Here is a 22,296-nt window from a genome sequence, read left to right on the forward strand (position 1 = left end):
GATGCGCTACCTCTCCACCCGCGGCGGCACCCCGGCCCTGCGCTTCAGCGAAGCCCTCGGCGCCGGCCTCGCGCCCGATGGCGGGCTGTACGTGCCCGAGCGCCTGCCGCGCCTCGATGCCGCCGATGTCGCCGCCCTGCCGGACGACTCGCTCGCCGCCACCCTTACCGCCCTGCTGCGCCCCCTGCTGGGGGATGACCCGCTGGCGCCGCAGCTCCCCGCGCTCTGCGCCGAGGCGGCGGCCTTCGAGATCCCGCTGGTGCCGCTCGCCGGCCGTGGCGATCACCTGATCGAGCTGTTCCACGGCCCCACCGCCGCCTTCAAGGACCTCGCCGCGCGCTTCCTCGCCGCCGCGCTCTCGGCCCTGCGGCCGCCCGAGGCTCCGGTGCAGACGGTGCTGGTGGCCACCTCCGGCGACACCGGCGCCGCGGTGGGCGCGGCCTTCCACGGCCGTGAGGGCTTCCGCGTGCTGATCCTCTACCCGGAAGGCAAGGTCTCGCCGGCCCAGGCCCATTCGCTCGGCGCCTTTGGCGGCAATGTGCGCGCCCTGCGGGTGGCCGGCACGTTCGACGACTGCCAGCGGCTCGCCAAGCAGGCCCTGGCCGATGCCGCGCTGCGCGCCGGGCGGCCCCTGCTCACCGCCAACTCGATCAGCCTCGGCCGGCTGCTGCCGCAGATGGGCTGGTACGCCATGCACGCGCTGCGCTTCCAGCGCCGCCATGGCCGGCGGCTGAACTTCATCATCCCCAGCGGCAACCTCGGCAATGCGCTCGCGGCGCTCATGGCCCGCGCCATGGGCCTGCCCCTCGGCGAGGTGCTGCTCGCCACCAATGCCAACCCCACCCTGGCCGAATTCGCCGCCGGCGCCCCCTACCGCGGCCGCGACGCCATCCCTACCCTGGCCAATGCCATGGACGTGGGCGCGCCCAGCAACTTCGAACGCCTGCGCTGGCTGGCGGGCGGCGACGAGGCAGCGGCGCGCGCGCTGGTGCAGGTACGGCGCATCGACGATGCGCGCATCCGCGCCACCGTGGCCAGCGCCGGGGCGCGCCATGGCATCGCCCCCTGCCCGCATACCGCCTGCGGCCTTGCCGCGCTGGAGGACCTGCGCGCCGCCGGCGACACCCGCGACTGGGCGGTGGCGGCCACGGCGCACGCCAGCAAGTTCCTCGACGTGGTGGGCCCGCTACTGGCGCACGCCCCGGCGATGCCGCCGGCCTTCGCCGCCCTGCTGGCGCGGCCCGCCCGGGCGGAGCGCATCGAGGCCGATTACGCGGCGCTCAGGGCGGCGATATAGCCCCAGATCAGCTGCAGGCCCAGCGCCAGCAGCACGCCCCAGGTGAGCAGGATGCCCCAGAAGCGGCCGAAGCTGACCCCCGCCGAGCCGGAGAGGCCCACCGCATGCAGCACGCGGGCCAGCACCAGCCCGGCGCCGCAGACATGCACGAAGACCTCGCTGGCGCCGTTGTTCTCGGCGATCAGCAGCATCACCAGCAGCAGCGGGATGTACTCGATGGCATTCGCCTGGGCGCGGATGGCCCGGGCCAGCCCGGCATCGCCGCCATCGCCGATGCCGACCCGCAGGCGGCGGCGCAGCAGGGCGATGCGCAGCGAGAGCACGAAGACGAGCAGCGCGCAGAGCGCGGCGTACAGGCCGGTGAGCATCGGTCAGCGAACCTCCAGGGCGTGGCGGCGTCGACTCAGACCAGCCCGGGCTTCCACGGGCCGGTGATGGCGACGGTGAAGCCCGGAGTGTAGACGTTCACGAACAGCCAGCGGCCATCCGGCGAGAAGCAGGCGCCGGCGAACTCGCTGTTGCGGAAATCGCCACTGAAGCCGTGCAGGCCGTCGAGCACGGTGTTGTTGCGGGCGAACTCGAACAGGCCGCCATCGGGCTGCAGGCCGAACAGCGACTGCGGCTCGTCGCGGTAGCTGTCCTGGCAGAGCACGAGGCCGCCGCGCGGCGAGAGCACCACGTTGTCGGGGTAGTAGAGGGTCTCCTGCGCCGGCGATTCGTAGACCAGCAGCAGGCTCTCCTCCCTGGCGTCGTAGGCCCAGACCTGGCCGGCGCCGGCGTCACCGCCGCTCGTGGAAATGAAATAGATGGTGTCGCCCGAGGCGTAGCAGCCCTCCAGGCGCACGAAGGTGCTGCCGCCATTGGCCACGCCTTCACGCAGGTTGCCGTCCTGACCGCCCTCGGGCCCGAGGCCGCGCTCGGGGTGCTCGATGGGCACCCACGATGCCTTGAAGCGGTCGCCCGTGCGGTGGCCACGGCGCAGATCGGAGGCGCCATGGGCCTTCAGCATCCACAGCGAACCGCCACGCTGCAGCTCGCCCTTCACCTTCGGAACGAAACGGTAGAAGCCGGCGGCCGGGTCGAGGTCTTCGGTGAGGTACACATCGCCGCTGGCTGCGTGCACCACCGCCGCCTCGTGCAGGCGCTGGCCCATGGCCACCAGCGGCTCGGCGCGCGAGGCGCCGTCGAAGGGCACTTCGAAGACGAAGCCATGCGGCCGGGTGAACTCCACGCTGCGGCGCTTGCCCTCCACCCGCCCGGCGTCGAGCACGCTCTCCTCGCAGGACAGCCAGCTATGCCAGGGCGTGACGCCGCCGGCGCAGTTACGCAGGGTGCCGGAGAGCGACATGCGCGCCTCCAGCAGCTCGCCGCTGCCGGCATCGATGACGAGGGTGCTGGTACCGCCGTTCGAGGCCGGGTCGTAGGTCATGGCCGCGGGGGCCAGGCTCGGGTGCTGGGCATCGCATTCGTGGTTGCGCACCAGGGTGAGCCGGGCGCCATCGGCATGCACCACGCCCATGCCATCGTGCTGGGTGGGCGTGGGCAGGCCATCGGCCATCGGCGTGCCGGCCCAGCCGAAGCTGCGGTAGCGGAAGCCGGGCGGCAGCTGCAGCAGCGGCAGGCCGGTGCTCTCGTCGGCCACCGGGGCCAGCGGGCCGTAGCCGGCCACCCGCCCCGCCGGCAGGCCGGCCGCGGCCAGCAGGCGGCCGAAGGGCGAGAGGCCGAGCGCCGCGGCCGCCGCGGTGGCGGAAGAGAGGGCGAGGAAGCGGCGGCGGGCAAGCACGGGATCGGGGCGCATGGAACTCACTCGGGAACGGACTCGGCCCCGATTGCAGCAGAGCTCGGGGTCAGGCGGATGAAAGGCCGTCGACGCGGTATGCCCCGGTTCAGGGCGAGACGACGATGGAGGTGGCGACGATCTGCCACTCCCTGCCGGGCCTGGCCGCGGTGTTGCCGTCATCGGCGAAATGCGCGGCCTGCGCCTCGGAGAGCTCGACGGCCTTGAACTCACCATGCACCACGGCGGTGCCGCGGACGTCCTTGGGCAGGAAGAACCGGTGCGCGGTCTTGACCCGGATGCCGGCGCCGTTCCCGGCATCCAGCATCACCCAGCAGCCCTTGGCCTGGCAGACCTCGGTGATGCGGCCCTCGACCTTCAGGGTCTGGCCGGCATGGGCCTCGGCCTCGGCGAGCAGAGTCCCGGCGGCCAGGGACCGGCCCTCCGGCATGGGCGCGCCATAGGTGTCGGCGGCCAGGACCGGCAGGGCAAGAGCGCAGCCGGCGGCGAGCAGCAGGGAGCGGAGCGGAAGGCGCATGGTCGGGATCCTCGGGGTGGGTTCGGGGGTCAGGCGGCCAGGGGCTCGCCGAGGAGCGCCGGGCGCTCGTCGGTGGTGCCGAAACGGCCGTTCTCGTCGCGGCGCACGCGGGCGGCGGCGCAGCCGTGGTCGTGGGTGAAGAACAGGCGCACGTCGCGGGCCAGCATGTCCTCGAGGAAGCGCCGCTTCTCGTCGATCAGCAGTTCCGGGGCGCGGTCGTAGCCCATGGTCACCGGCAGGTGCACCCAGGGCCGGCCGGGGATCAGGTCGGCGCAGAACACGAGGCCGCCGCGCCCGCCCTCGCCCACGATCTCGGCCAGCAGCAGGCCCGGCGTATGGCCATCGCTCACATGGAAGCGCACCGCCTCGCCGAGGGCCTCACTGTGCGGGCCATCCACCACCTCCAGCCGGCCGCTGGCCTCGAGCAGGCCGGCGAGTTCCGGGATGAAGCTGGCGCGGTCGCGCGGATGCGGCTGCCTGGCCCGCGCCCAGTGCGCCGCGCCGACCAGGAAATGCGCGTTCGGGAACAGCAGGCGCGGCGGCTGCCCCTCCTGCCAGGGAGCCAGCAGACCACCGGCATGGTCGAAGTGCAGGTGCGAGAGCACCACCACGTCCACCTCCTCGTGCGAGACCCCGGCCTCGGCCAGCGAGTCGAGCAGCACGTGGCGCGGCTCCACCACGCCGAAGCGCTCGCGCAGCTTCGGCTCGAAGAAGGCCCCGATGCCGGTCTCGAACAGCACGGTCTTGCCGGCGAGCCCGCGGGCCAGCAGGGCGCGGCAGGCCAGCGGAATGCGGTGCTGCTCGTCGGGGGCGATCCAGCGCTCCCACATCGCCCGCGGTACGTTGCCGAACATCGCCCCGCCATCGAGGCGCTGCGAATTGCCCATGATCGACCAGAGTCTCATCGGAAGATGCTCCCTTCGCCGGTGCTGCCCTTGCCCACCTGCTTCCAGCGCGGATCGGCGCCGGCCTCCACCCTGCCGCTGTCGAGATGCCAGATCGCCACCTGCATGTTGCCCCAGGGCCGCGGCTCCTCCTTCAGCACGTGGCCACGCGCCTCGAGCGCGGCGCGGGTGGCGGCATCGAGAGCGCCCGGCTCCAGCGAGACCTGGTCGGGCAGGTACTGGTGGTGGATGCGCGGGGCGGCGGCGATGGCCTCGGCGCCCAGGCCCTCGTCGAAGGCCAGCACGCCCTGGATCACCATGCTGATGATGCGGCTGCCGCCGGGCGTGCCGAGCACCGCCACCCGGTCCTCGCCGATCACGAAGGTGGGGGTCATGGAGGAGAGCGGGCGCTTGCCCGGGGCGATGGCGTTGGCGTCCTCGCCCACCAGGCCGAAGGCATTCGGCAGCCCGGGCTTGATCGAGAAATCGTCCATCTCGTTGTTGAGCAGGAAGCCGGTGCCCGGAATCACCATGGCGTTGCCATAAGGCAGGTTCACCGTCTGCGTCACCGCGGCGAGGTTCCCCTCGGCATCGATGATGGAGAAATGCGTGGTATCGGGCCGCTCGATGGCGCTGATGCCCGGAAGCATCTCGCTCGGGGTGGCCTTCTCCGGATGGATGCCGGCGCGCAGCCCAGCGGCATAGGCCGGGTCGGTGAGCAGGGCCACCGGCACCTCGACGAAATCGGGATCGCCAAGATGGATGGCGCGGTCGCGGTAGGCGCGGCGCATGGCCTCGATGCGCAGATGCAGGCGCTCGGCCTCGTCGCGCCCCGCCCAGGCAAAGCCATCGAGGATCTGCAGGGTCTGGGCCAGGGCCACCCCGCCCGAGGAGGGCGGCGGCGCGGTGACGACGGTGCGGCCGCGATGGCGGAACACCAGCGGCTCGCGTTCGACCACCCGGTACTGGGCAAGGTCTTCCTGCGTCCAGAGGCCGCCGGCGGCGCGCACGCCCGCCACCAGGCGCTCCGCCACCTCGCCCTCGTAGAAGCCGGCGGCGCCGCGTTCGGCCAGGGCGCGGAGCACGGCGGCGTAGTCCGGGTTGCGCATCCGGGTGCCCACCTCCGGCGTCCTGCCCTCCACCAGCAGCAGCGGCGCGGCACCGGGATCGGCGGCGAGCTGCGCCTCGCGCCAGCCCATCATGGCCCGGTTCTTCTCGCCGAAGATCCAGCCCTGCTCGGCAAGACGGATCACCGGCGCCAGGCTCTCGGCCAGCGGCAGCCGGCCGTAGTTGGCCGCCACGTGCACGAGGCCGGCGGGCAGGCCAGGGATGGCGGCGGCCAGCGGGCCGTCGATGGTCTGCCGCGGCCGTGGCTCGCCGGTGGCCGGATCGAGGAACATGTCGCGGGTGGCGGCAAGCGGCGCACGCTCACGGGCATCGACGAACACCAGCCTGCCGTCGCTGGCGCGGCGCAGCAGGAAGAAGCCACCGCCGCCGAGCCCGGAGCTCTCCGGCTCGACGAGGCCGAGCGCGGCGCTCACCGCCACCGCGGCATCGAAGGCATTGCCGCCCTTGCGCAGCACCTCCATGCCCGCGTCGGTGGCCTGCGCGTTCGCGCTGGCAATCGCCACTCCCGCGGGCTTCGCCCCGGCCGGCAGGGCCGGCATGGCAGCGGCCACGAGGCCCGCAGACAGCGCAAGGAAGAAGGCCACCAGCCAGCGCGGCAGGCGGAACTGAGGTTCAGGCATTGGCCATCTCCCGCTGCAGGGCCTCGAACTTGCGCTGCAGCATCTCGGGGGATTCAGGATGCGCGGGGTCCGGCTCGATGCATTCCACCGGGCAGACCACCATGCACTGCGGCTCGTCGAAGTGGCCCACGCACTCGGTGCACTTCGGCGGCGCGATCTCGTAGATCAGCTCGCCCTGCGAGATCGCGCCGTTCGGGCAGGCCGGAGCGCAGACATCGCAGTTGATGCAGGTCTCGAGGATGCGCAGGGCCATGGCGACGTGATGAGGGACCGGGGCGGCACGGCCGCCCCGGCCGCCCGGGACTTACTTCACTTCGACGAAGCGGAACTCGCCACCCACGGCCTCGACGGCGGCCTGCACGCGCTCCCTGTCCTCGGCCTTGCCGATGAACAGCACGCGCGAGCCCTTGAGCGCGGTGGCGGTGACGAACTCGCCCTGGAAGGCCGAGACCACGAGATCGGCCATCATGGCGCTGTCCGGCGAGCTGAAGGTGAGCATGTTGCCCGGCAGCACCGAACGCGACACCGCCTGGTTCACCTCGTTGCGCATGCGCTCGAAGGGGCCGCCCGCCTCGTTGGGATCGGTGCCGGCCGGCAGGTAGTAGTTGAAGGTGCGCTCGGTGATGCCGTCCATGTTGCGACCGATGACCTGGCCGAGATAGGTCTTCCAGGCGTTATCGTCATTGCTGGTGGGAGCCACCAGCGGGGCCTCCTGCACGGCGGCCTTGGCCGGGCGCTCCTCGTCGTCGCCCACATCGGCCTGGCAGGCGGCGAGCAGGAAGGCGGCGGCAAGGGCGGCGGCCATCAGGGGAAAGCGGTTCATCGGGTGTCTCCTGTGAAGTAGCGGATCAGGGGGCAGAGAAACGCGCGGCGAGGGCCCGCGCGACCACCGGGGGAACGAAGCCCGACACATCGCCGCCGAGGCGGGCCACCTCGCGTACCAGGGTCGAGGAAATGAAGCTGTGCTGCTCGGCCGGGGTGAGGAACAGGGTCTCGGCTTCCGGGATCAGGTGGCGGTTCATGCTGGCGAGCTGGAATTCGTACTCGAAATCCGAGACCGCGCGCAGGCCGCGCAGCAGCACGCCGGCGCCGCACTCGCGGACGAAGTTGGCGAGCAGGCCGTTGAAGGCACGCACCTCGACGTTCGGATGGTGGGCGAGCGCCTCGCGGGCCAGGGCCTCGCGCTGCTCCACCGGCAGTACCGGGTTCTTTCCGGTGCTGCCGGCCACGCCCACGATCACCCTGTCGAACAGCGGCGCGGCCCGGGCCACCAGATCCGCATGGCCATTGGTGATCGGATCGAAGGTGCCGGGATAGAGCGCGATGCGGTGACGGGTCGACATGCCGGGCCACGCGAGGGATGACCCGGCGAGTGTAGCAATTCAGGCCGTGGGCACCCGGTACAGCGCTGCTCTGGCCTCACGCGTGGCCAGTTCGCGGTGCAGGTGCCAGGCCGCGGGCACCCCGGGCGCCACCGCCACCGGCGCCTCGACATAGACGAAGGCGCCGGGCACGAGCCGGGACGAGAGGGCCGCAAGCGCCGCCGGCCAGAGCCCGGCGGCGAAGGGCGGATCGACGAAGGCGATGTCCCAGGGACCGGGCTCGGCGGCAAGGAAGGCGAGCGCCTCCGCCCCATGCACCACGAGCGCGCCGCCGGAACCGTCGCGGCCCAGCCGCGCGGCACTCTCGCGCAGCCCGGCCAGGGCCGCCGGCGCGGCCTCCACCAGATCCACCCGGGCCGCCCCGCGCGAGGCGGCCTCGAAGCCCAGCGCCCCGCTGCCGGCGAACAGATCGAGCACCCGCGCCCCCGGCAGGGCGGGCTGCAGCCAGTTGAACAGGGTTTCGCGCACCCGGTCGGCAGTCGGGCGCAGGCCGGGCAGGGCCGGCACCGGCAGCCTCGAGCCGCGCCAGACGCCGCCGATGATGCGGACCTGGCCCGGCGCCCCGGCCATTCCGGCACGCTTCGCGTTCATCGGGGGCTCGTGGGGGCGGGTGCTACCATGAGGCCATTCTGCGCGATCCCGCGCCGCCCCTGCGACGATGTTCGACTGGTTCAAGAAAAAGAAACCCGCGGAGCCGGGACCGGTTCCGGCCAGCGGGGCCGATACCGCCGCGCCTGCCTCCGGCGACGGGCCGGCGGCCGCGCCGGCCGATGCCGCCGCCACGCCCGTCCCCGTGGCCGCAGCGCCCCTCGCTCCCGAGCCATCCGCGGCCCCGCCCTCCTCTCCCGCCTCCGATACTCCGGCCCCACTGCCGGCGCAGGAGGGCGGCTGGTGGGGCCGGCTGCGCCAGAGCCGTTTCGCCGCCGGGCTGCGCGGCCTGTTCTCGGCCAATCCGAAGCTCGACGATGCCCTGCTCGACGAGATCGAGACCGTGCTGCTCGGCGCCGATGTCGGCGTCACCGCCACCACCCAGCTCGTGGAAGACCTGCGCACCCGCATGCGCGCCCGCGAGTTCGCCGATGCCGAGGCCCTGCGCCGCCATCTGCGCGGCGCCCTGCTCGCCCTCCTCACGCCGGTTGCAAAGCCGCTGATCGTCGATCCGGCCCGCGCGCCCTTCGTCATCCTCACCGTGGGCGTCAACGGCGTCGGCAAGACCACCACCATCGGCAAGCTCGCCCACCGCTACCTCGGGCAAGGGCTCAAGCTCGCCCTCGCCGCCGGCGACACCTTCCGCGCCGCCGCCGTCGAGCAGCTCAGGGTCTGGGGCGAGCGCAACGGCGTCAGCGTGGTGGCGCAAGGCCAGGATGCCGATCCCGCCGCCGTCATCTTCGATGCCCTGCAGTCGGCCAGGGCCCGCGGCCTCGACCTGCTGATCGCCGATACCGCCGGCCGCCTGCACACCCAGCAGGGCCTGATGGCGGAGCTCGCCAAGATCGGCCGGGTGCTGGCCAAGCTCGATGCCAGCGCCCCGCACGAGGTGCTGATGGTGATCGACGGCACCACCGGCCAGAACGCGGTGAACCAGGTACGGCAGTTCCTCGCCGCCGCGAAGGTGAGCGGTCTTGTCGTGACCAAGCTCGACGGCAGCGCCAAGGGCGGCGTGGTGTTCGCGCTGGCCCGCGAGTTCGGCCTGCCAATCCGCTTCGTCGGGCTGGGCGAGAAACTCGACGACCTGCGCGAGTTCGACCCCGAGGCCTTCGTCGACGCCCTGCTGCCGGCCCGGCTCGGCGCGGACGCGCCCGCGGCGTGAGCACGGCCGCCACGAGGCCGGCGCGGCGCTGGCCACGACGCCTCGCGATCGCCGCGCTCCTCGTCCTCCTGCTGCTGGGCGCGGCGGCCCTGCTGCTGCCGCGCTGGCTGGATGCCGACCGCCTCACCCGCCTCGCGCTCGCCCGCGCTTCGGAAGCGAGCGGGCTTGCCTGGACCTACACGGGCCGCGCCGACCTGCGCTGGCGCCCCTTCCCGCGGGTGGTGATCCCGGGCCTCGAGGCCCGTGATGCCGAAGGCGCCCGGGTGCTCGAGGCCGCCGAGCTGGAACTCGCCCTGCCCTGGAGCACGCTGCGCGGCGAGGCGCTGCGCATCGACGGGCTGCGCCTCACGGCACCGCGCCTCGACCTCGAAGCCGCCCGCCGCTGGTGGGCAAGCCGCCCGGCCACGCAGGCCGGCCCGCTGCCCGAACTGCATGCTCTCGCCATCAGCGCGGGGGAACTGCGCTGGGCCGGTGGCCGGATCGAGGCCCTCGATCTCACCCTCCCGCACTTCGCCCCCGGCGAGCCGCTGGCGCTCGAGACCCGGGGCCGCCTCGTGCTCGAAGGGCAGGCCCCGCTGCCCCTGGCGGTGCTCCTCGAAGGCCGCCCGCAGGCAGAACCGCTGCGCCTCGAGGCCCTGAGCCTGCGCCTGAAAGGCGAGGACGACGGCCCCATCCCGCCGCTGCAGGCCACGGGGGGACTCTCCCTCACGCCTTGGCGGCTCGAGCTCGCAGGCGAACTCGCCCACTGGCCGGCGGCCTGGCCCGCCCTGCCCGCCCCGCTCGCCGCCAGTCGCACCCCGATCGCCTTCCACCTCAGGCAGGCGGGCCAGGAAGGCGAAGGCCCGCTGGAGGCAATGGCCTCGCTGGACCTGCGCCGCGACGCCACCGGACTGCAGGCCAGCGGCAGGCCCGCCGCCCTGCGCGACTGGCTGGGGAACGACACGCGGAACGCCCTGCCGCCGCTCCGGCTGGAAGGCCGCACGCCACGGCTCGAACTGGAGGGCGTGGTGCTCGAGGACGTGGAATGGGAGCTCGGCGAATGAACCATTTTGCCGACCGCCTGCTCGCCTGGTTCGACCGGCACGGCCGCCACGACCTGCCCTGGCAACACCCGCGCACGCCCTACCGGGTGTGGGTGAGCGAGATCATGCTGCAGCAGACCCAGGTCAAGACCGTGCTGCGCTACTTCGAACGCTTCGTCGCCCGCTTCCCCGACCTGCCCGCGCTCGCCGCCGCCAGCGAAGACGAGGTGCTCGCCCACTGGTCGGGCCTTGGCTACTACTCGCGCGGGCGCCACCTGCACCGCGCCGCCCGGCGCTGCATGGAACAACACGGCGGCGAACTGCCGGCCAGCCTCGAGACCCTCGCCGCCCTGCCCGGCATCGGCCGCAGCACCGCCGCCGCCATCCTCGCCCAGGCCCACGGCATGCGCCATGCCATCCTCGATGGCAATGTGAAGCGCGTGCTCGCCCGCCAGCTTGGCGAACCCGGCTGGCCCGGCCTGCCGGCGGTGGAGGCCAGGCTCTGGGCCGAGGCCGAGGCCCGACTGCCGGAGACGCGGCTCGCCGACTACACCCAGGCCCTGATGGACCTTGGCGCCACCCTGTGCACGCGAAGCCGCCCGCGCTGCCCCGACTGCCCGGTGCGCGAGGGCTGCGTGGCCGATGCGCAGGGCCTCACCACCCAGCTGCCGGCGCGGCGCCCGGCCAAGGCCCTGCCCACCCGGCGCGCCACCCTGCTGGTGCTGCGCGATGCCGAAGGGCGGGTGCTGCTGGAACGGCGCGAAGGCAAGGGAGTGTGGCAGGGCCTCTGGAGCCTGCCGGAGCGGCCCGAGGACACCACGGCGCCGGGCGGCGCGCCGGCGCCCGGCCAGACCGCGCAGCCCCTGCCCGCCTTCGTCCACACTTTCAGCCATTACCGGCTGGAGGCCCGGCCCCTGCTATGGCCTCTCAGCGAGCCCGCGGCCGTCGCCGAGGCCCTGCTCGCCCCTGCCGATGCCGGCCCGCCACCGCCGCGCCGCTGGGCCGGCCCGGCCGACTGGCCCGCCATCGGCCTTCCCGCCCCGATCCGCACCCTGCTGGAATCCCTGCCATGAGCCGTACCGTCCATTGCGCCAAGCACGGCGTCGAAGCCCCTGGCCTGCCCTTCGCTCCCTGGCCCGGCCCCCTGGGCAAGCGCATCTTCGAACAGATCGGCCAGCCGGCCTGGCAGGAGTGGCTTGCCCACCAGACCATGCTGATCAACGAGAACCGCCTCTCGCCGATGGACCCCAAGCACCGCGCCTTCCTCGAAGGCGAGATGGAGAAGTTCCTGTTCGGCGGCGGCGCCGAGAAGCCCCCGGGTTACGTGCCGGAGGCCTGAGGACCCGCCTCGTCGCGCCCGCTGGCCTCCACCGTGCTGCTGCGGGCCTTGCGCTCCGCCTCACGGAGTGCCTTCACGTCCACCGGGCGGATCTCGCGGATGCGGCAGCGGTCGCGGCCCGCCAGCACCGCATCGAAGCGGGCGTGCACGCTGCCAAGACTCGAGGTGAGCCCGATGGCGGAAACCCAGGGCAACTCGCTGCAGGGCGCGTCCACCGCCAGCAGGAAGGCTTCCCGCGGCCGCGTCCAGACCACCACCCGCTCCGGGCCGAGCACGGTATAGCCATCGAGCCGCTGGAATCGGAACGATGCCACGGGCTCAGCTGCCGCCGCCTCGTAGCGGGCCAGCGCGGCAGCCCCCCGGTCGCCCGGGCGGGTGGCGCAGGCAGCGAGCAGCAGGACGAAAACGAAGAGGATCGGGCGCATCGGCACTACTCCTCACAACGGGGATGACGGCACGCTACCGGAGCCTGGAACCCCTCGACAATCACGGACGGGCCCGCATTCAGGCGGAGGACAGTTGCCCCGTGGCCTTGCACACGCCACGCTGCGCCGGTACACTCTGCGGCCTTCGCTTAAAGCGACTGGCTAGGTAGCTCAGTTGGTAGAGCAGGGGATTGAAAATCCCCGTGTCGGGGGTTCGATTCCCTCCCTGGCCACCACCATTCCATGCCCAACCCTCATCGGTTGGGCATTTTCATTTCCGGATTCCGCGAAGCAACGCGGGGCTGCGGGCCGTTCTGCGTGTGCCACGCGGCGGTGGCATGAGGCCCGGAAGCCGCCCGGTTGGACTCTCTTTCGCTCTCCGTTCTCTCAAAACCCGCGCCAACTTCTCGGCGGAAGCGCACGCAGACGGCCTTGCGCGTCAACGACTTGCGCGTGCGTCACGGCCATCGGTTGTCCATCGCGCTTGGATGACCAAGGCATCAGGCCGACGCAGGACTCGACGCCGCCGCGCAGGGCATCGCGTACAAGCCCGCACGCCGCTGCGTGACCACGAGGGCACGGTAGGCGAACAGCGCCCCCTCGGCCTCGACCTTGCCCCGGTCGCGCGCCTTGACCTTGAACACGTCGATGGGCTTGGCGCTGTCCAGCCCCGCACGCCGCATGACCTGCTCGGCCGTGCGCGGGTCGCCTTTGAACGACCACAGGGCCTTGAACACCGCGGCCTGCGCGTCGGTCAGCCGGATCGGGCCGTGTGGCCAGTCGGTCAAGGTCACCCAGCGGAAATCCCCCGAGAACGGCCCATGCACGGGCGCTGCTGGATCCAGGGGCTGCGGGGCTGGCGACTCCCCCGGCAGGCCGATGAAAGCGATGCCGCCACCGTAGAGGTTGAAGCGATCTTCCAGCGCCCACCACTGCACGCCCGGCCCGAAGGGCGCGCCGCGCGTCTCGCGGGGCTTGGGCGTGATCACCCGAACGTCACCACCGGCCACGCGCACCCGCTGCAGCAGCGCCGGCTCGCGCCACAGACGAACGATGTCGCGTGCCAGCAGCACCGGCGATCGGCGGGAGTCCCCCAGCCGCCACACGCCGTCGCCAAGGTCGTCGATGCCGTCTCGGCTGTCGATCGCAAGGGCCAGGCGCAGCTTCTGGCGTAGCCAGTCCTCGTTCAGCCGCAGCGCGGTGCCGTCCTGCGGTGAAACCGGCACCGGCCCGCAGTCCGGGCAGCGGCACAAGCGACCGCCGCGCCCGTCGCCGAACACCGGTGCCCGATGCAGCGCGCAATGCGGGCACAGCACACAGGATTGATCGGTCACCGCCGCCTGGATCGCGCGGCCCAGGTGCGGCAGCAGCGCCACCTCGCCCGGCGACAAGGTGGCTCGCAGCACCGGCGTGCCAGCGGCGAACAGCCGGCAGAGCAACTGCCAGCCCTCGTGCGCCGACATCTCACGCTTCCTCGGGCGTCGTCGCCCCCACCGGGCCCGCGGACAAGGGCGCCTCCTGCGCGCTCAGGGTCTGGCCGGGGCGCAGGATGCCGATGCGCACCAGGTAGCGCTCCAGCTGCGCTTGCAGCCTGGGATCGAACTGGTGCAGGTTGAGCCGCCCGCGGCTGGTGACCTCGATGGGCACCACGCGGGCGCGGGTGCGTCCCGGCTCTGGCGGGTAGTACAGGTTGATCTGGGCGGCCAGCACCGTCCAGCGGCCTTCCAGCGGCGCGGGCAGTTGCTCGCGTAGCAGCTCGTGCACCGAGCGGTGGCGGCTGGCCTGCATGGCGGTGCACTCGATCTTGAGTTCGCCGTCCGGGCTCAGCAGCGCCAGCGACTTCAGCTGCACCAGCGAGAAGCCGTCCTCGAACACTTCGGGTACGTCGAAGCCCGTGCGCAGCGCCGACAGATCCAGCGCCGGGGCCTTGATGCGCTCGGGCGTGGCCTGCACCCCGAGCACATGCTCGGCGAAGGCCTGCACCAGCATCTGCTGTACCTTGTGCCCGCCGCGCACGAGGGTGCGCACCACGCCCGTGGCCTCGGCGTACTCCAGCACCATGTGGATGTTGGGATTGCCCACGCGCTGCTTCAACACCACGCCCTCGAACTCCAGCCGCAGCATGGCCAAGTCCTTGACGTGCACCGTCAGCAGGTGGATGCCGGGGCTCCGGGTCACCAGATAGGCCACACACCCCTCGCCGCACTGCCGCTCGCGCTGGTAATAGGCCGAAATCGCCTGGCGCAAGCCGGCCAGGGCCGCGTCCGTCTCGATGGGTCGGCACCGCACCCCCAGGTCGAACTGCTGCGCCTGGGCGCTGTGGTGCGCCCAGAAATCGAGATCGCTGGCGCGCTCGAACAGCGCCCGGTGCCGCACGTACAGCCAAAACGACCGATGCAGGTCGCTCTGACAAAAGGTGAGTCCCGTCAACACCGCCGGATCGGCCAGCGCGGCCTCGAACATCGCCTGGCTGCCCGCGGCATCGCCGAGTGCGACGCTGGCCATCAGCTCGGCCGTCAGCCGGTCACGCGCTGCCGTGTCGCCCCAGGCCTTGATGGCTTCGATCACGTCCCGATTGGGTGGCCCGTCCGCCTGCGGCTCGGGCGCAGGCGGCACCGCCAGCCCGTGGCTGGCGAGGAACTGGTGCAGGGTCTCGTCCGGCGGCAGCGCCAGCAGCACGTCGACATAGGTCTTCTTCATCGCGTCTCGGTCCTTTCCCTGAGGTGGCGTCGGAGGTCTGCGGACCGAGGGTTCGGCGCGCGGGCCGGCGACAGCTGACTGAACTCGAATCACACAAAAGTAAGGCAGCGTGATACAGCGCGATTGTGTCCCTGCCTGGCCTGCTTGTCAAACTGCATGGCACATCTGGCGGCCTTTGGTATCACAGGGCTATACTGTCCGACCGCATTCCAACACTTCCCGTGATTCGAGACAGGACATCGCCATGGCTTCCACATTCGGATCTCGCCTGCGGCGATTTCGCGAGGCGAAGAAACTGACCTTGCAGCAGGTGGCCGACGCGGTCGGCTGTACCAAGGCCTACATCTGGGAACTGGAGATGAAAGAGGGGCAGCGCCCCTCGGCCGAGCGCGTGCAGGCGCTGGCCAAGGTGCTGGGCGTGACCATGGAGGACATCATGGGCGAGCCCCTGCCCGCAGCGCCCGAGGCCAGCCCCGAGGATGTGGCCTTCTTCCGGGCCTACGCCGGCATGCGCGAGGACGAGAAGGCCCGCGTGCGCCAGGCCTTGAAGCTCATCTTCCCGGACAAGGACCTGCCGGAGCCCAAGGGATGACTTCGGCGCAGCCGCTCACCGGGTCGATTGCCGCCAGCAAGCTGCATCACTGGCTTCGGGCCTGGTACCAAGGGCCGGTGCCGGAGGCGGTCGATCTCGAGGTCGTGCAGCAGATGCTGCCCGCCACCCCCTTCGGGGTAGGGGTGCGCGAAATCCGCCCGCCGGTGCCGTTCGACGACGCGGCCTTCGAAGGGATGCTGGCGCGCGATCCCACCGACCCCGCCGTCTGGGGCATCGCCTACAACGGCAGCGTCAGCCCCGAGCGCCAGCGCTTCACCATCGCGCACGAGCTCGGGCATTTCGTGCTGCACCGCGACCGGCAGCCGCGCTTTGGCTGCGACAAGGAGAGCGTCTACTCGGGTCACGAAACCATGCGCCAGATCGAGCGCGAGGCCGACGATTTCGCGGCCAACTTGCTGATGCCTGGCGACCTGCTGCGCCAATGGACGGCGAACCGGCGCATCGATCTGCACGTGCTCAGCGCCATCGCCCAGCGCTTTGAGGTCTCGTTCGAGGCGCTGTGCATCCGCTTCATCAAGTACACCGGCGAGCGCGCGATCCTCGTCTACTGGGACAACAGCTTTGTGAAGTACGAGTGGCGTAGCAGCAGTGCCGTGAAGACCAGGGCGCGCATCCGCCGCACCGACGATCCGCAAGAACCGCTGCCCGGCACGCTCGCCGCCGACGCGAGCGTCGTGCAGGCATGGGAGGGGGTGGAAATGTCCGCCGCGATCTGGTGTCCGGAAGAAGCGCCCTACATGAAGCTTCGGGAGTTCAAGCACAGCTATGGCGCGAAGGATCGGGTATTGACCCTTCTGCTGTTGGAGAGTGCTGTGCCGCGGGGGTGGGATCGGGGGTGGGGGGAGGATCTGTGATGAGACGATGGAAATACGGGTGTGGTGCATCGCGAAGAGCGCGTCGCAGGTGCTGTTGCTGTTTGCGCGGTCGAGCCTGTGAATGGTGCGCCGGCGGCCGATGATCGTGGCCTGACCCGCCCCACGCCAGAGCAGGCCCTACCGGCTGCGCTTGTTCCGGCTGGGCGCTTTGCGGGTGGGACGATGGGGCGTTTGTGCCTGACCGATCGAATCGCCTGGTCCTGACGGACACGCATCCCGCACGGCGGCGTGCAGCACGCGCCATCGAGATTCATCCATCGGCACCAGCCCGAAGTAACGCAACATGAATGCGCCTTCGGTGGCCAAGAAGGCCAGCCAGGCTTGCCGCTGTTCGGGATCGTCGAGACTCAAGCCCGCCAGCCGCTCCTGATACCACGCCCGGGTGCTGTCCAGGTCCTGCGGCGATTGCAGCAACGCAGCCAACAAGCCCGCCGCCTTGGCGCTGGACATTTCGTCCGAGCAAAAAGTGGCCTCCACATGCGCCCGCACCTTGGCCAGCGGCGTCGGGTCGTGATCCACCAGCGCTTGATAACGTGCCTCGTAAGCCTGTCCAAAGCGCTCGAACAGCGCGTCGATCAAAGCGGCCTTGGTGCCAAAGCACGATTGCACACCGCCCTTGCTGATACCCGCCGCCTGCGCCACGGCCTCGATGGTGAGGCCTGCCGCACCCTGCGTGCGCACGATGGCCTCGGCCAAGTCCAGCACTGCGTCACGGTCGATGGATTTCGGGCGTCCCATAGGGCGATTTTAAATAAATACGTTTGTATTTAAAATGTGCCCATGACCCCTGAATCGACACTCGCCACTCCTGCCCCGCAACCGACTCGCCCACAACGCTGGACCGTGCTGGGCATCGTCTCGACGGCGCTGTTGCTGATCGTGATCGACATGACGGTCCTCTACACCGCGCTGCCGCGCCTGACGCACGACCTGCAAGCGTCCGGCGCCGAGAAATTATGGATCGTCAACGCGTACTCCCTGACCATGGCCGGACTGCTGTTGGGGGCGGGCACCCTGGGCGACCGCTGGGGCCACAAGCGGCTGTTTCTTGCCGGCTTGACGGTGTTCGCGCTGGCTTCGCTCGCCGCCGCATTCGCGCCGACGGCGACAGCCTTGATCGGCGCCCGGGTGGCCCTTGCCGTGGGCGCCGCCATGATGATGCCGGCCACGCTGGCCATCATCCGCCATACCTTCGAGCGCGATGACGAGCGCAGCTTGGCGATTGGCATCTGGGCCGCGGTGGCCAGTGGCGGCGCCGCGTTGGGTCCCGTGCTCGGCGGGGTGTTGCTGTCGTCCTTCTGGTGGGGATCGGTCTTTCTCATCAACGTCCCGATCGCCGCGCTCGCGCTGTTGCTGGGCGCGTGGCTAGTGCCCTCGCGTCCCGGCGATGCCACTCGGCGCTGGGACGCGATCGGCTCACTGCAAGCCCTGGTGGCGCTGGTGGCCCTGGCCTGGGCGATCAAGCATCTCGGCACACGCGATGCGTCCTGGACCGGCACCTTGGCCGCCGCCCTGATCGCCGCCGTCGCAGGGCTGATGTTCGTCCGCCGGCAGCGGCGAAGCGTCGCGCCACTGCTCGATCTGGGATTGTTCCGGCGGCCTCTGTTCGTGACCGGAGTGGCAGTGGCGGTCGTCGCATCAATCGCGCTCGTGGGCATCGAGCTCGTGTTCGCGCAGCGCTTGCAACTGGTGCTCGGCCTGACGCCGCTGCACGCCGCTTACTGGATGCTGCCTTTGGCCATCGGCGCATTCGCCGCGGGTCCGCTGACAGGCTGGACCATCCGCCATGTCGGCGCGCTGCCCATGATGGCTGGCGCCCTGTTCGTCACCGCCGCCGGTGTGGCGGCGGTCTGGATGACGCTCGATCGGCATACGGAACTGCTGTTGAGCCTCGTCGTCTTGGGATTGGGCTTTGGCGGAGCGATGACTTCAGCCTCGCATACCATCATCGAGCAGGCGCCGCCCCATCGCGCCGGCATGGCCGCTTCGCTGGAGGAGGTCTCGTATGAACTCGGTGGGGCCTTGGGGGTGGCGGTGCTGGGCACCGTGGTGGCCGCGCTGTACACGCGTCATTGGCAATGGCCTGCGGGACTGCCCAGGATCGACGCGGCCCGCTCGGGCATGGACGAAGCGCTGCGCGTGGCGGAGCGCTTGCCCCCGGAGCAAGCCGAACGTCTCATTCACGCCGCTCGTCAGGCATTCGATGCCGGCGTGGCGGGCGTCATGGGGTTGACCGTCGCCGGTCTGCTGCTCGCTTTCATCGCGGTAGCGGCACTGGCTTGGCAGCAACGCCGGCGTCCTTGCCCTCACACGCACCCAGGAGAAGACACGTGCCAAGCCTGAATGCCCTCGCTTCCGGGCGCAGCCCACAAGCCACGGGCACGCGTCGGTTTTTGACGGTCGCCAGCCTCGGCGTGTTGGGGATCACGGGCCTGCTGCTCTCCCCACCCCCGGCGGCGGTGCTGGTCGCCGCGCCCGAACTGGCGGCCCTGCCGCCCTGGGCGCAACGCGCAGTGCTGGCGCTCAACCCACTGTTGCTGGTGTTGGCCGCCGCCGCGCTCGGTGCGGTCTGCGCCCATCGGGTCGGGCTGGGCAGCTTGGTGGCGGGCACGGACACACGCCTCTCAAAGTCGCAAACGTGGCTGCAAGCCCTGGGCTGGGGGCTCGCAGTGGGCGTGGCGGTGGGGGCGCTCGATCGGCTCTGGACGCCCTGGCTGGGCGAGGCCTGGCAAGCCTGGGTGCAGACGTCTGCCGCCGCGCCCCGCGCAACGACGCTGGTTCAGGGCGTGCTTTATGGAGGCCTTGCCGAGGAGGTCATCGCCCGCTGGGGTTTGATGAGCGCCTTGGCCTGGACCCTGCTGCGGCTCATGGGGCCCCAGCGCCGCGGATGGGCGATCGGGCTTGCCATCAGTCTGTCGGCCCTGGCCTTCGGAGCCGCTCACCTGCCGGCACTGGCGGCCCAGGTCGAGCTGAATGCGGCGCTGGTCGCACGCACCTTGGTGCTCAATGGCTTGGGCGGCGTGGTGTTCGGCTGGCTGTTCTGGCGCCACCATCTGGAAGCGGCCATGGCCGCGCATGCGGCGTCACACCTGGGCTTGTGGGCGGTGCAAGTCGGGCTCGAGGTGCTCGCGATGGCTTGAAGCGGTTTTTGTTGTTAGACACTTCTCGCATGTCGAGAACCCATTCGCAATGGATCGGCCATGCCCTGTGGGCCAATGTGCTCAACCCCAAGCTGTCGATCTTCTTCCACGCCTTTTTGCCGAAGTTCGTCGACACTACGTCGAGCCAACCGGCCGCCGCGATGATCCGGCTATCGCTCGTGTTCATGGCGCTGACATTCGCGGTGTTTGCGCTCTACGGCGTCTTTGTCGCGCAGATGCGCGACCGGGTGTTGCAACGCCCCGCCGTGCTGCGCTGGCTGCGGCGCAGTTTCGCGGCCGCGTTCGTGCTGTTGGGCGCGCGACTGGCCCGGACACGACGATGACGCAAACCCCATCGACATCGGCAGTGCACCTGCCACGCCTCTGGAGCTCCTCATGGACCTGCATCTGACCCCCGCCATCCGCGTGCTGCGCCGCTCGCAGCGTCTGTGTTTGCCCGAAATCGCCGCCGTCGCCGGCCTGCTGTGCGCCGAGTTGGAGGCCCACGCCCAAGCCAGCAGCCTTGCGATCGACGGCCCGCCCATCTTCACCGCCCAAGGCTTGCCGGACGATGCCGAAACCCCTTTCGACTGGGCGGCCTGCCTGCCGGTCGCGGATGCCCAAGGCATGCCAGCGGACGAGCCCCACGTTCCCAGTGGCCAGACCGAACTGACCGTCCTGCCGCCGCTGTCGTGCGCCCGCACGGAGTACGTGGGGCCCTTGGCCGGGCTGTTCACTCACGGCTACCAGCCGCTGCTGCGTGCCATCGCCGAAGCTGGCTTGCGCCCCAGTGGTGCCAGCCGCGAGGTCTATCACGTCTGGCGCGGGCCTGAAGCGCCAGACAACCGCATCGAAATCCAGATCGGCATCGCAGCATGATGGAACGCACGCCCCACGAACCCCCTTTGCATCTGCGGCGTTTCGTCGCCGAGGACTTTGCCACTTACCGACACTGGTATGCCGATGCGCTGCTCGACCAGCATCTGGGCCCGATGGACGACGAGTGGCTGGCCCATGTGCTGGCCGACACCGAAGGCGAGCAATGGGCGGCGCTGGCAGGCGAGGCGTTGGTGGCCGTGGTGGGCCTGAGCCTGGACCCGGAGCATGAGGCCTGGGTGATCAGCGATCTGGCCGTCGATCCGGCCCGCCGCGGCCAGGGCTGGGGCCGCAAGGCCCTGCTAGGCTTGCTGGCCCTGCCGGCCATGCAGCAGCGCCCGAACTGGCGCGCCTATGTGGCCGATGACAACCCCGGCGCCCAAGCCTTTTTCGACGCCCTGGGCTGGCAGCGGCTGCTAGCGCCCAGCGCCGATGATCCCTTCTGGACCTTCGGGTGGCGTAGGCCCCAGTGAACCACACCACGGGGCCGGGGTGTTTCAGGCGCTTTGCGTCAAGGCGCCTTGTCCGGCCAGATACTGCCCCGGCGTCATGCCAAAGGCACGCCGGAACAACGCGATGAAGGCGCTGGGGTTCTCGTAGCCGAGGTCCCAGGCGGTGACGGCGACCGGCTTGCCTTCAGCCAGCCATTGCAAGGCCCGCATCAGGCGCACACGTTGCCGCCAGGCGGTGAAGCTCAAGCCCGTCTCTGCCACGAAATGGCGCGACACCGAACGCGGCGACAGCCCCGCCCACCGGGCCCACTCGGGCAGCGATCGCCCATTGGCTGGGTGGTCGCACAGCGCTTGGGCGATGCGCCGCAGCCGCCGTTCCGAAGGCATGGGCAGCTCCCAAGCCACTGGCGCCAGCGCCGCGAGTTCATCGAACATCACCGCCTCCAGGCGTTGCCGGCGCGCATCTGGCCCTGTCGCTGGCCAAGCGGCCAGACGCGCCATCCCCTCGCGCAGCAAGGCCGAAGGGCAGACGACGCACGGCGCCGGCGGCAGCGCCGCGCAGGCCGCAGGCACGACGTACAGACTCCAGCCCGCAAACGGGCCGTGGGAGCGCGCGGCATGAGATACGCCGGGCGGAATCCACACCGCATGGCCGGCCGGCACCACCCAGCGGCTGTCGCCAGCCTCCACGCTCAACAGCCCCTCGTCGGCTCCCAGCAGTTGCCCACGCGCATGGCGATGGGCGCGGGAGTGGCGCACGGCCGCGCTGCGCTGACGCACTGCCAGCAGCGGCAGGCCTTCAGCGGCATCGGCCCGCGCAGGAGATATCCAAGGCGGCGAAGAGATTGGCGCAGATGCGTGATCCATTGGCCTCGATAGCTTATCTACGCCAGGCGGATATGCCTACAGTGAGGCCATCGTTTTTCATCACCCACACCAGGAGCCGACATGCCGTCCATTCGCGCCACGCTCGATGATTTGCTCAACCGTCCCGACATGCCCTTGTCCACCTTGTTGGATCGGGACTTCAGCCCGAACTACCGGCAGCGCACCAATGGGCATTGGGACGATCTGTCCGGTTTTAGCGCCCATGCCCGCAAGCTGCGTGAGATCGTGGCCTCGGCCGATATCGAGGTGCTCGACGAGTGGCAGGACCACCAGCGCTATGCCTCGCGGCACCGGGTCCATGTGCGTAAGCGCGATGGCGCCACTGTCGTTCAAGAGGTCTACCTGTTCGCCCGTCTGGATGCCGCAGGCCGCTTTGACTGCGTGGAAGAGGTCTCGCTGATGCTCGACGGCCGCCCCGAAGACCAAGACATCGGGCGTGTGCGGTAACCACCCTCGGCGAGCGGCGACAGGCGACAGTGCCCCGCCCATCCCCGCCCAAACCCGTTACGCGAAGCCCCTTCGATTCCTAG

Annotated in this window: 26 protein-coding genes, 1 tRNA gene and 1 pseudogene; 14 read left to right on the forward strand and 14 right to left on the reverse strand. The window is 70.8% G+C overall.

From position 1 onward, the window contains the following. Position 1 precedes the first annotated feature (1 nt). The gene (thrC, locus tag G408_RS0102375; protein ID WP_028769785.1) at positions 2–1,297 is read left to right on the forward strand and encodes a threonine synthase; all 1,296 of its coding nucleotides are present in this window, start codon (positions 2–4) and stop codon (positions 1,295–1,297) included. Here the strand turns inward: thrC and G408_RS0102380 are convergent. The 9 genes from G408_RS0102380 to rsmD form a co-directional block, all read right to left on the reverse strand. Further along, positions 1,270–1,665, reverse strand: a complete 396-nt coding sequence (locus G408_RS0102380) for an MAPEG family protein (RefSeq protein WP_028769786.1) — start codon at positions 1,663–1,665, stop codon at positions 1,270–1,272. The genes thrC and G408_RS0102380 overlap by 28 nt on opposite strands. A gap of 35 nt (positions 1,666–1,700) precedes the next feature. Further along, a complete protein-coding gene (locus G408_RS0102385; RefSeq protein ID WP_037411775.1) occupies positions 1,701–3,095 on the reverse strand; it encodes an alkaline phosphatase PhoX in 1,395 nt (464 codons plus the stop codon). An 88-nt stretch (positions 3,096–3,183) separates the two neighbouring features. After that, positions 3,184–3,612, reverse strand: a complete 429-nt coding sequence (locus tag G408_RS12755) for a DUF4920 domain-containing protein (protein ID WP_051282522.1) — start codon at positions 3,610–3,612, stop codon at positions 3,184–3,186. Positions 3,613–3,641: 29 nt separating this feature from the next. After that, positions 3,642–4,517 (reverse strand): MBL fold metallo-hydrolase, encoded by an 876-nt coding sequence (locus G408_RS0102395; protein ID WP_028769788.1) that lies wholly within the window; start codon positions 4,515–4,517, stop codon positions 3,642–3,644. Further along, positions 4,514–6,244, reverse strand: a complete 1,731-nt coding sequence (gene ggt, locus G408_RS0102400; RefSeq protein ID WP_084628023.1) for a gamma-glutamyltransferase — start codon at positions 6,242–6,244, stop codon at positions 4,514–4,516. The genes G408_RS0102395 and ggt overlap by 4 nt, the downstream gene beginning before the upstream one ends. Continuing rightward, a complete protein-coding gene (locus G408_RS0102405) occupies positions 6,237–6,497 on the reverse strand; it encodes a YfhL family 4Fe-4S dicluster ferredoxin (protein ID WP_028769790.1) in 261 nt (86 codons plus the stop codon). The genes ggt and G408_RS0102405 overlap by 8 nt, the downstream gene beginning before the upstream one ends. 51 nt (positions 6,498–6,548) lie before the next feature. Further along, positions 6,549–7,067 (reverse strand): hypothetical protein, encoded by a 519-nt coding sequence (locus G408_RS0102410; protein ID WP_037411778.1) that lies wholly within the window; start codon positions 7,065–7,067, stop codon positions 6,549–6,551. A gap of 25 nt (positions 7,068–7,092) precedes the next feature. After that, positions 7,093–7,587, reverse strand: coding sequence for a pantetheine-phosphate adenylyltransferase (coaD, locus tag G408_RS0102415; protein WP_028769792.1), 495 nt, complete (start codon positions 7,585–7,587; stop codon positions 7,093–7,095). Between the two features lie 39 nt (positions 7,588–7,626). Beyond that, a complete protein-coding gene (gene rsmD / locus G408_RS12760) occupies positions 7,627–8,217 on the reverse strand; it encodes a 16S rRNA (guanine(966)-N(2))-methyltransferase RsmD (protein WP_037411781.1) in 591 nt (196 codons plus the stop codon). Between the two features lie 40 nt (positions 8,218–8,257). Between rsmD and ftsY the strand changes: the two are divergent. The 4 genes and pseudogenes from ftsY to G408_RS0102440 all read left to right on the forward strand — a co-directional run. After that, positions 8,258–9,436: pseudogene (gene ftsY / locus G408_RS12765) on the forward strand (signal recognition particle-docking protein FtsY); the annotation flags it as partial. Next, positions 9,433–10,479: an AsmA family protein gene (locus G408_RS0102430; RefSeq protein ID WP_028769793.1), complete on the forward strand. Its 1,047-nt coding sequence runs from the start codon at positions 9,433–9,435 to the stop codon at positions 10,477–10,479. The pseudogene ftsY and the gene G408_RS0102430, both read left to right, overlap by 4 nt. Next, on the forward strand, positions 10,461–11,531 hold the full coding sequence (mutY, locus tag G408_RS0102435; RefSeq protein WP_037411785.1) for an A/G-specific adenine glycosylase: 1,071 nt from the start codon (positions 10,461–10,463) through the stop codon (positions 11,529–11,531). The genes G408_RS0102430 and mutY overlap by 19 nt, the downstream gene beginning before the upstream one ends. Further along, positions 11,528–11,797, forward strand: coding sequence for an oxidative damage protection protein (locus G408_RS0102440; RefSeq protein ID WP_028769795.1), 270 nt, complete (start codon positions 11,528–11,530; stop codon positions 11,795–11,797). Before mutY ends, G408_RS0102440 begins: the two co-directional genes overlap by 4 nt. Here the strand turns inward: G408_RS0102440 and G408_RS0102445 are convergent. Then, complete coding sequence (locus tag G408_RS0102445) at positions 11,779–12,222, reverse strand: DUF6491 family protein (protein ID WP_028769796.1); 444 nt, start codon at positions 12,220–12,222, stop codon at positions 11,779–11,781. The two genes, G408_RS0102440 and G408_RS0102445, sit on opposite strands and share 19 nt — an antisense overlap. A gap of 160 nt (positions 12,223–12,382) precedes the next feature. Here G408_RS0102445 and G408_RS0102450 point away from each other — a divergent pair. After that, positions 12,383–12,458 (forward strand) — tRNA-Phe (locus tag G408_RS0102450). 264 nt (positions 12,459–12,722) lie between these two features. Here the strand turns inward: G408_RS0102450 and G408_RS15525 are convergent. Continuing rightward, positions 12,723–13,685: a hypothetical protein gene (locus G408_RS15525; RefSeq protein ID WP_028769797.1), complete on the reverse strand. Its 963-nt coding sequence runs from the start codon at positions 13,683–13,685 to the stop codon at positions 12,723–12,725. A gap of 1 nt (position 13,686) precedes the next feature. Then, positions 13,687–14,922, reverse strand: a complete 1,236-nt coding sequence (locus tag G408_RS0102460; RefSeq protein WP_028769798.1) for a hypothetical protein — start codon at positions 14,920–14,922, stop codon at positions 13,687–13,689. Between the two features lie 244 nt (positions 14,923–15,166). Here G408_RS0102460 and G408_RS0102465 point away from each other — a divergent pair, with 244 nt between their 5' ends. Together G408_RS0102465 and G408_RS12770 are read left to right on the forward strand one after the other, a co-directional pair. Next, positions 15,167–15,514 carry a helix-turn-helix domain-containing protein gene (locus G408_RS0102465; protein WP_017365788.1) on the forward strand — a complete coding sequence of 116 codons (348 nt, stop codon included), beginning with the start codon at positions 15,167–15,169 and terminating at the stop codon, positions 15,512–15,514. Continuing rightward, positions 15,511–16,389 carry an ImmA/IrrE family metallo-endopeptidase gene (locus tag G408_RS12770; RefSeq protein WP_051282524.1) on the forward strand — a complete coding sequence of 293 codons (879 nt, stop codon included), beginning with the start codon at positions 15,511–15,513 and terminating at the stop codon, positions 16,387–16,389. Before G408_RS0102465 ends, G408_RS12770 begins: the two co-directional genes overlap by 4 nt. Positions 16,390–16,527: 138 nt before the next feature. Here the strand turns inward: G408_RS12770 and G408_RS12775 are convergent, their stop codons facing one another. Continuing rightward, positions 16,528–17,106 carry a TetR family transcriptional regulator gene (locus G408_RS12775; protein WP_211226633.1) on the reverse strand — a complete coding sequence of 193 codons (579 nt, stop codon included), beginning with the start codon at positions 17,104–17,106 and terminating at the stop codon, positions 16,528–16,530. Between the two features lie 147 nt (positions 17,107–17,253). Here G408_RS12775 and G408_RS12780 point away from each other — a divergent pair, with 147 nt between their 5' ends. From G408_RS12780 to G408_RS0102500, 5 genes are read left to right on the forward strand one after another with little or no spacing between them, the layout of a single operon-like run. After that, positions 17,254–18,753, forward strand: a complete 1,500-nt coding sequence (locus tag G408_RS12780) for an MFS transporter (protein WP_245584243.1) — start codon at positions 17,254–17,256, stop codon at positions 18,751–18,753. Continuing rightward, positions 18,741–19,550 (forward strand): CPBP family glutamic-type intramembrane protease, encoded by an 810-nt coding sequence (locus G408_RS0102485; RefSeq protein WP_037411787.1) that lies wholly within the window; start codon positions 18,741–18,743, stop codon positions 19,548–19,550. The genes G408_RS12780 and G408_RS0102485 overlap by 13 nt, the downstream gene beginning before the upstream one ends. A 29-nt stretch (positions 19,551–19,579) precedes the next feature. Beyond that, positions 19,580–19,894: a LysE family translocator gene (locus G408_RS12785; protein WP_051282527.1), complete on the forward strand. Its 315-nt coding sequence runs from the start codon at positions 19,580–19,582 to the stop codon at positions 19,892–19,894. Between the two features lie 52 nt (positions 19,895–19,946). Then, positions 19,947–20,429, forward strand: a complete 483-nt coding sequence (locus G408_RS0102495) for a GyrI-like domain-containing protein (RefSeq protein ID WP_028769800.1) — start codon at positions 19,947–19,949, stop codon at positions 20,427–20,429. After that, on the forward strand, positions 20,429–20,899 hold the full coding sequence (locus G408_RS0102500; RefSeq protein ID WP_037411794.1) for a GNAT family N-acetyltransferase: 471 nt from the start codon (positions 20,429–20,431) through the stop codon (positions 20,897–20,899). The genes G408_RS0102495 and G408_RS0102500 overlap by 1 nt, the downstream gene beginning before the upstream one ends. Before the next feature lie 24 nt (positions 20,900–20,923). Here the strand turns inward: G408_RS0102500 and G408_RS0102505 are convergent, their stop codons facing one another. After that, a complete protein-coding gene (locus tag G408_RS0102505) occupies positions 20,924–21,745 on the reverse strand; it encodes a helix-turn-helix domain-containing protein (RefSeq protein WP_084628024.1) in 822 nt (273 codons plus the stop codon). 81 nt (positions 21,746–21,826) lie between these two features. Between G408_RS0102505 and G408_RS0102510 the strand changes: the two genes are divergently transcribed. Continuing rightward, a complete protein-coding gene (locus G408_RS0102510) occupies positions 21,827–22,213 on the forward strand; it encodes a hypothetical protein (protein WP_028769803.1) in 387 nt (128 codons plus the stop codon). Positions 22,214–22,296: the final 83 nt, after the last annotated feature.

This window comes from Silanimonas lenta DSM 16282, from assembly GCF_000429065.1.
GTDB lineage: Bacteria > Pseudomonadota > Gammaproteobacteria > Xanthomonadales > Xanthomonadaceae > Silanimonas > Silanimonas lenta.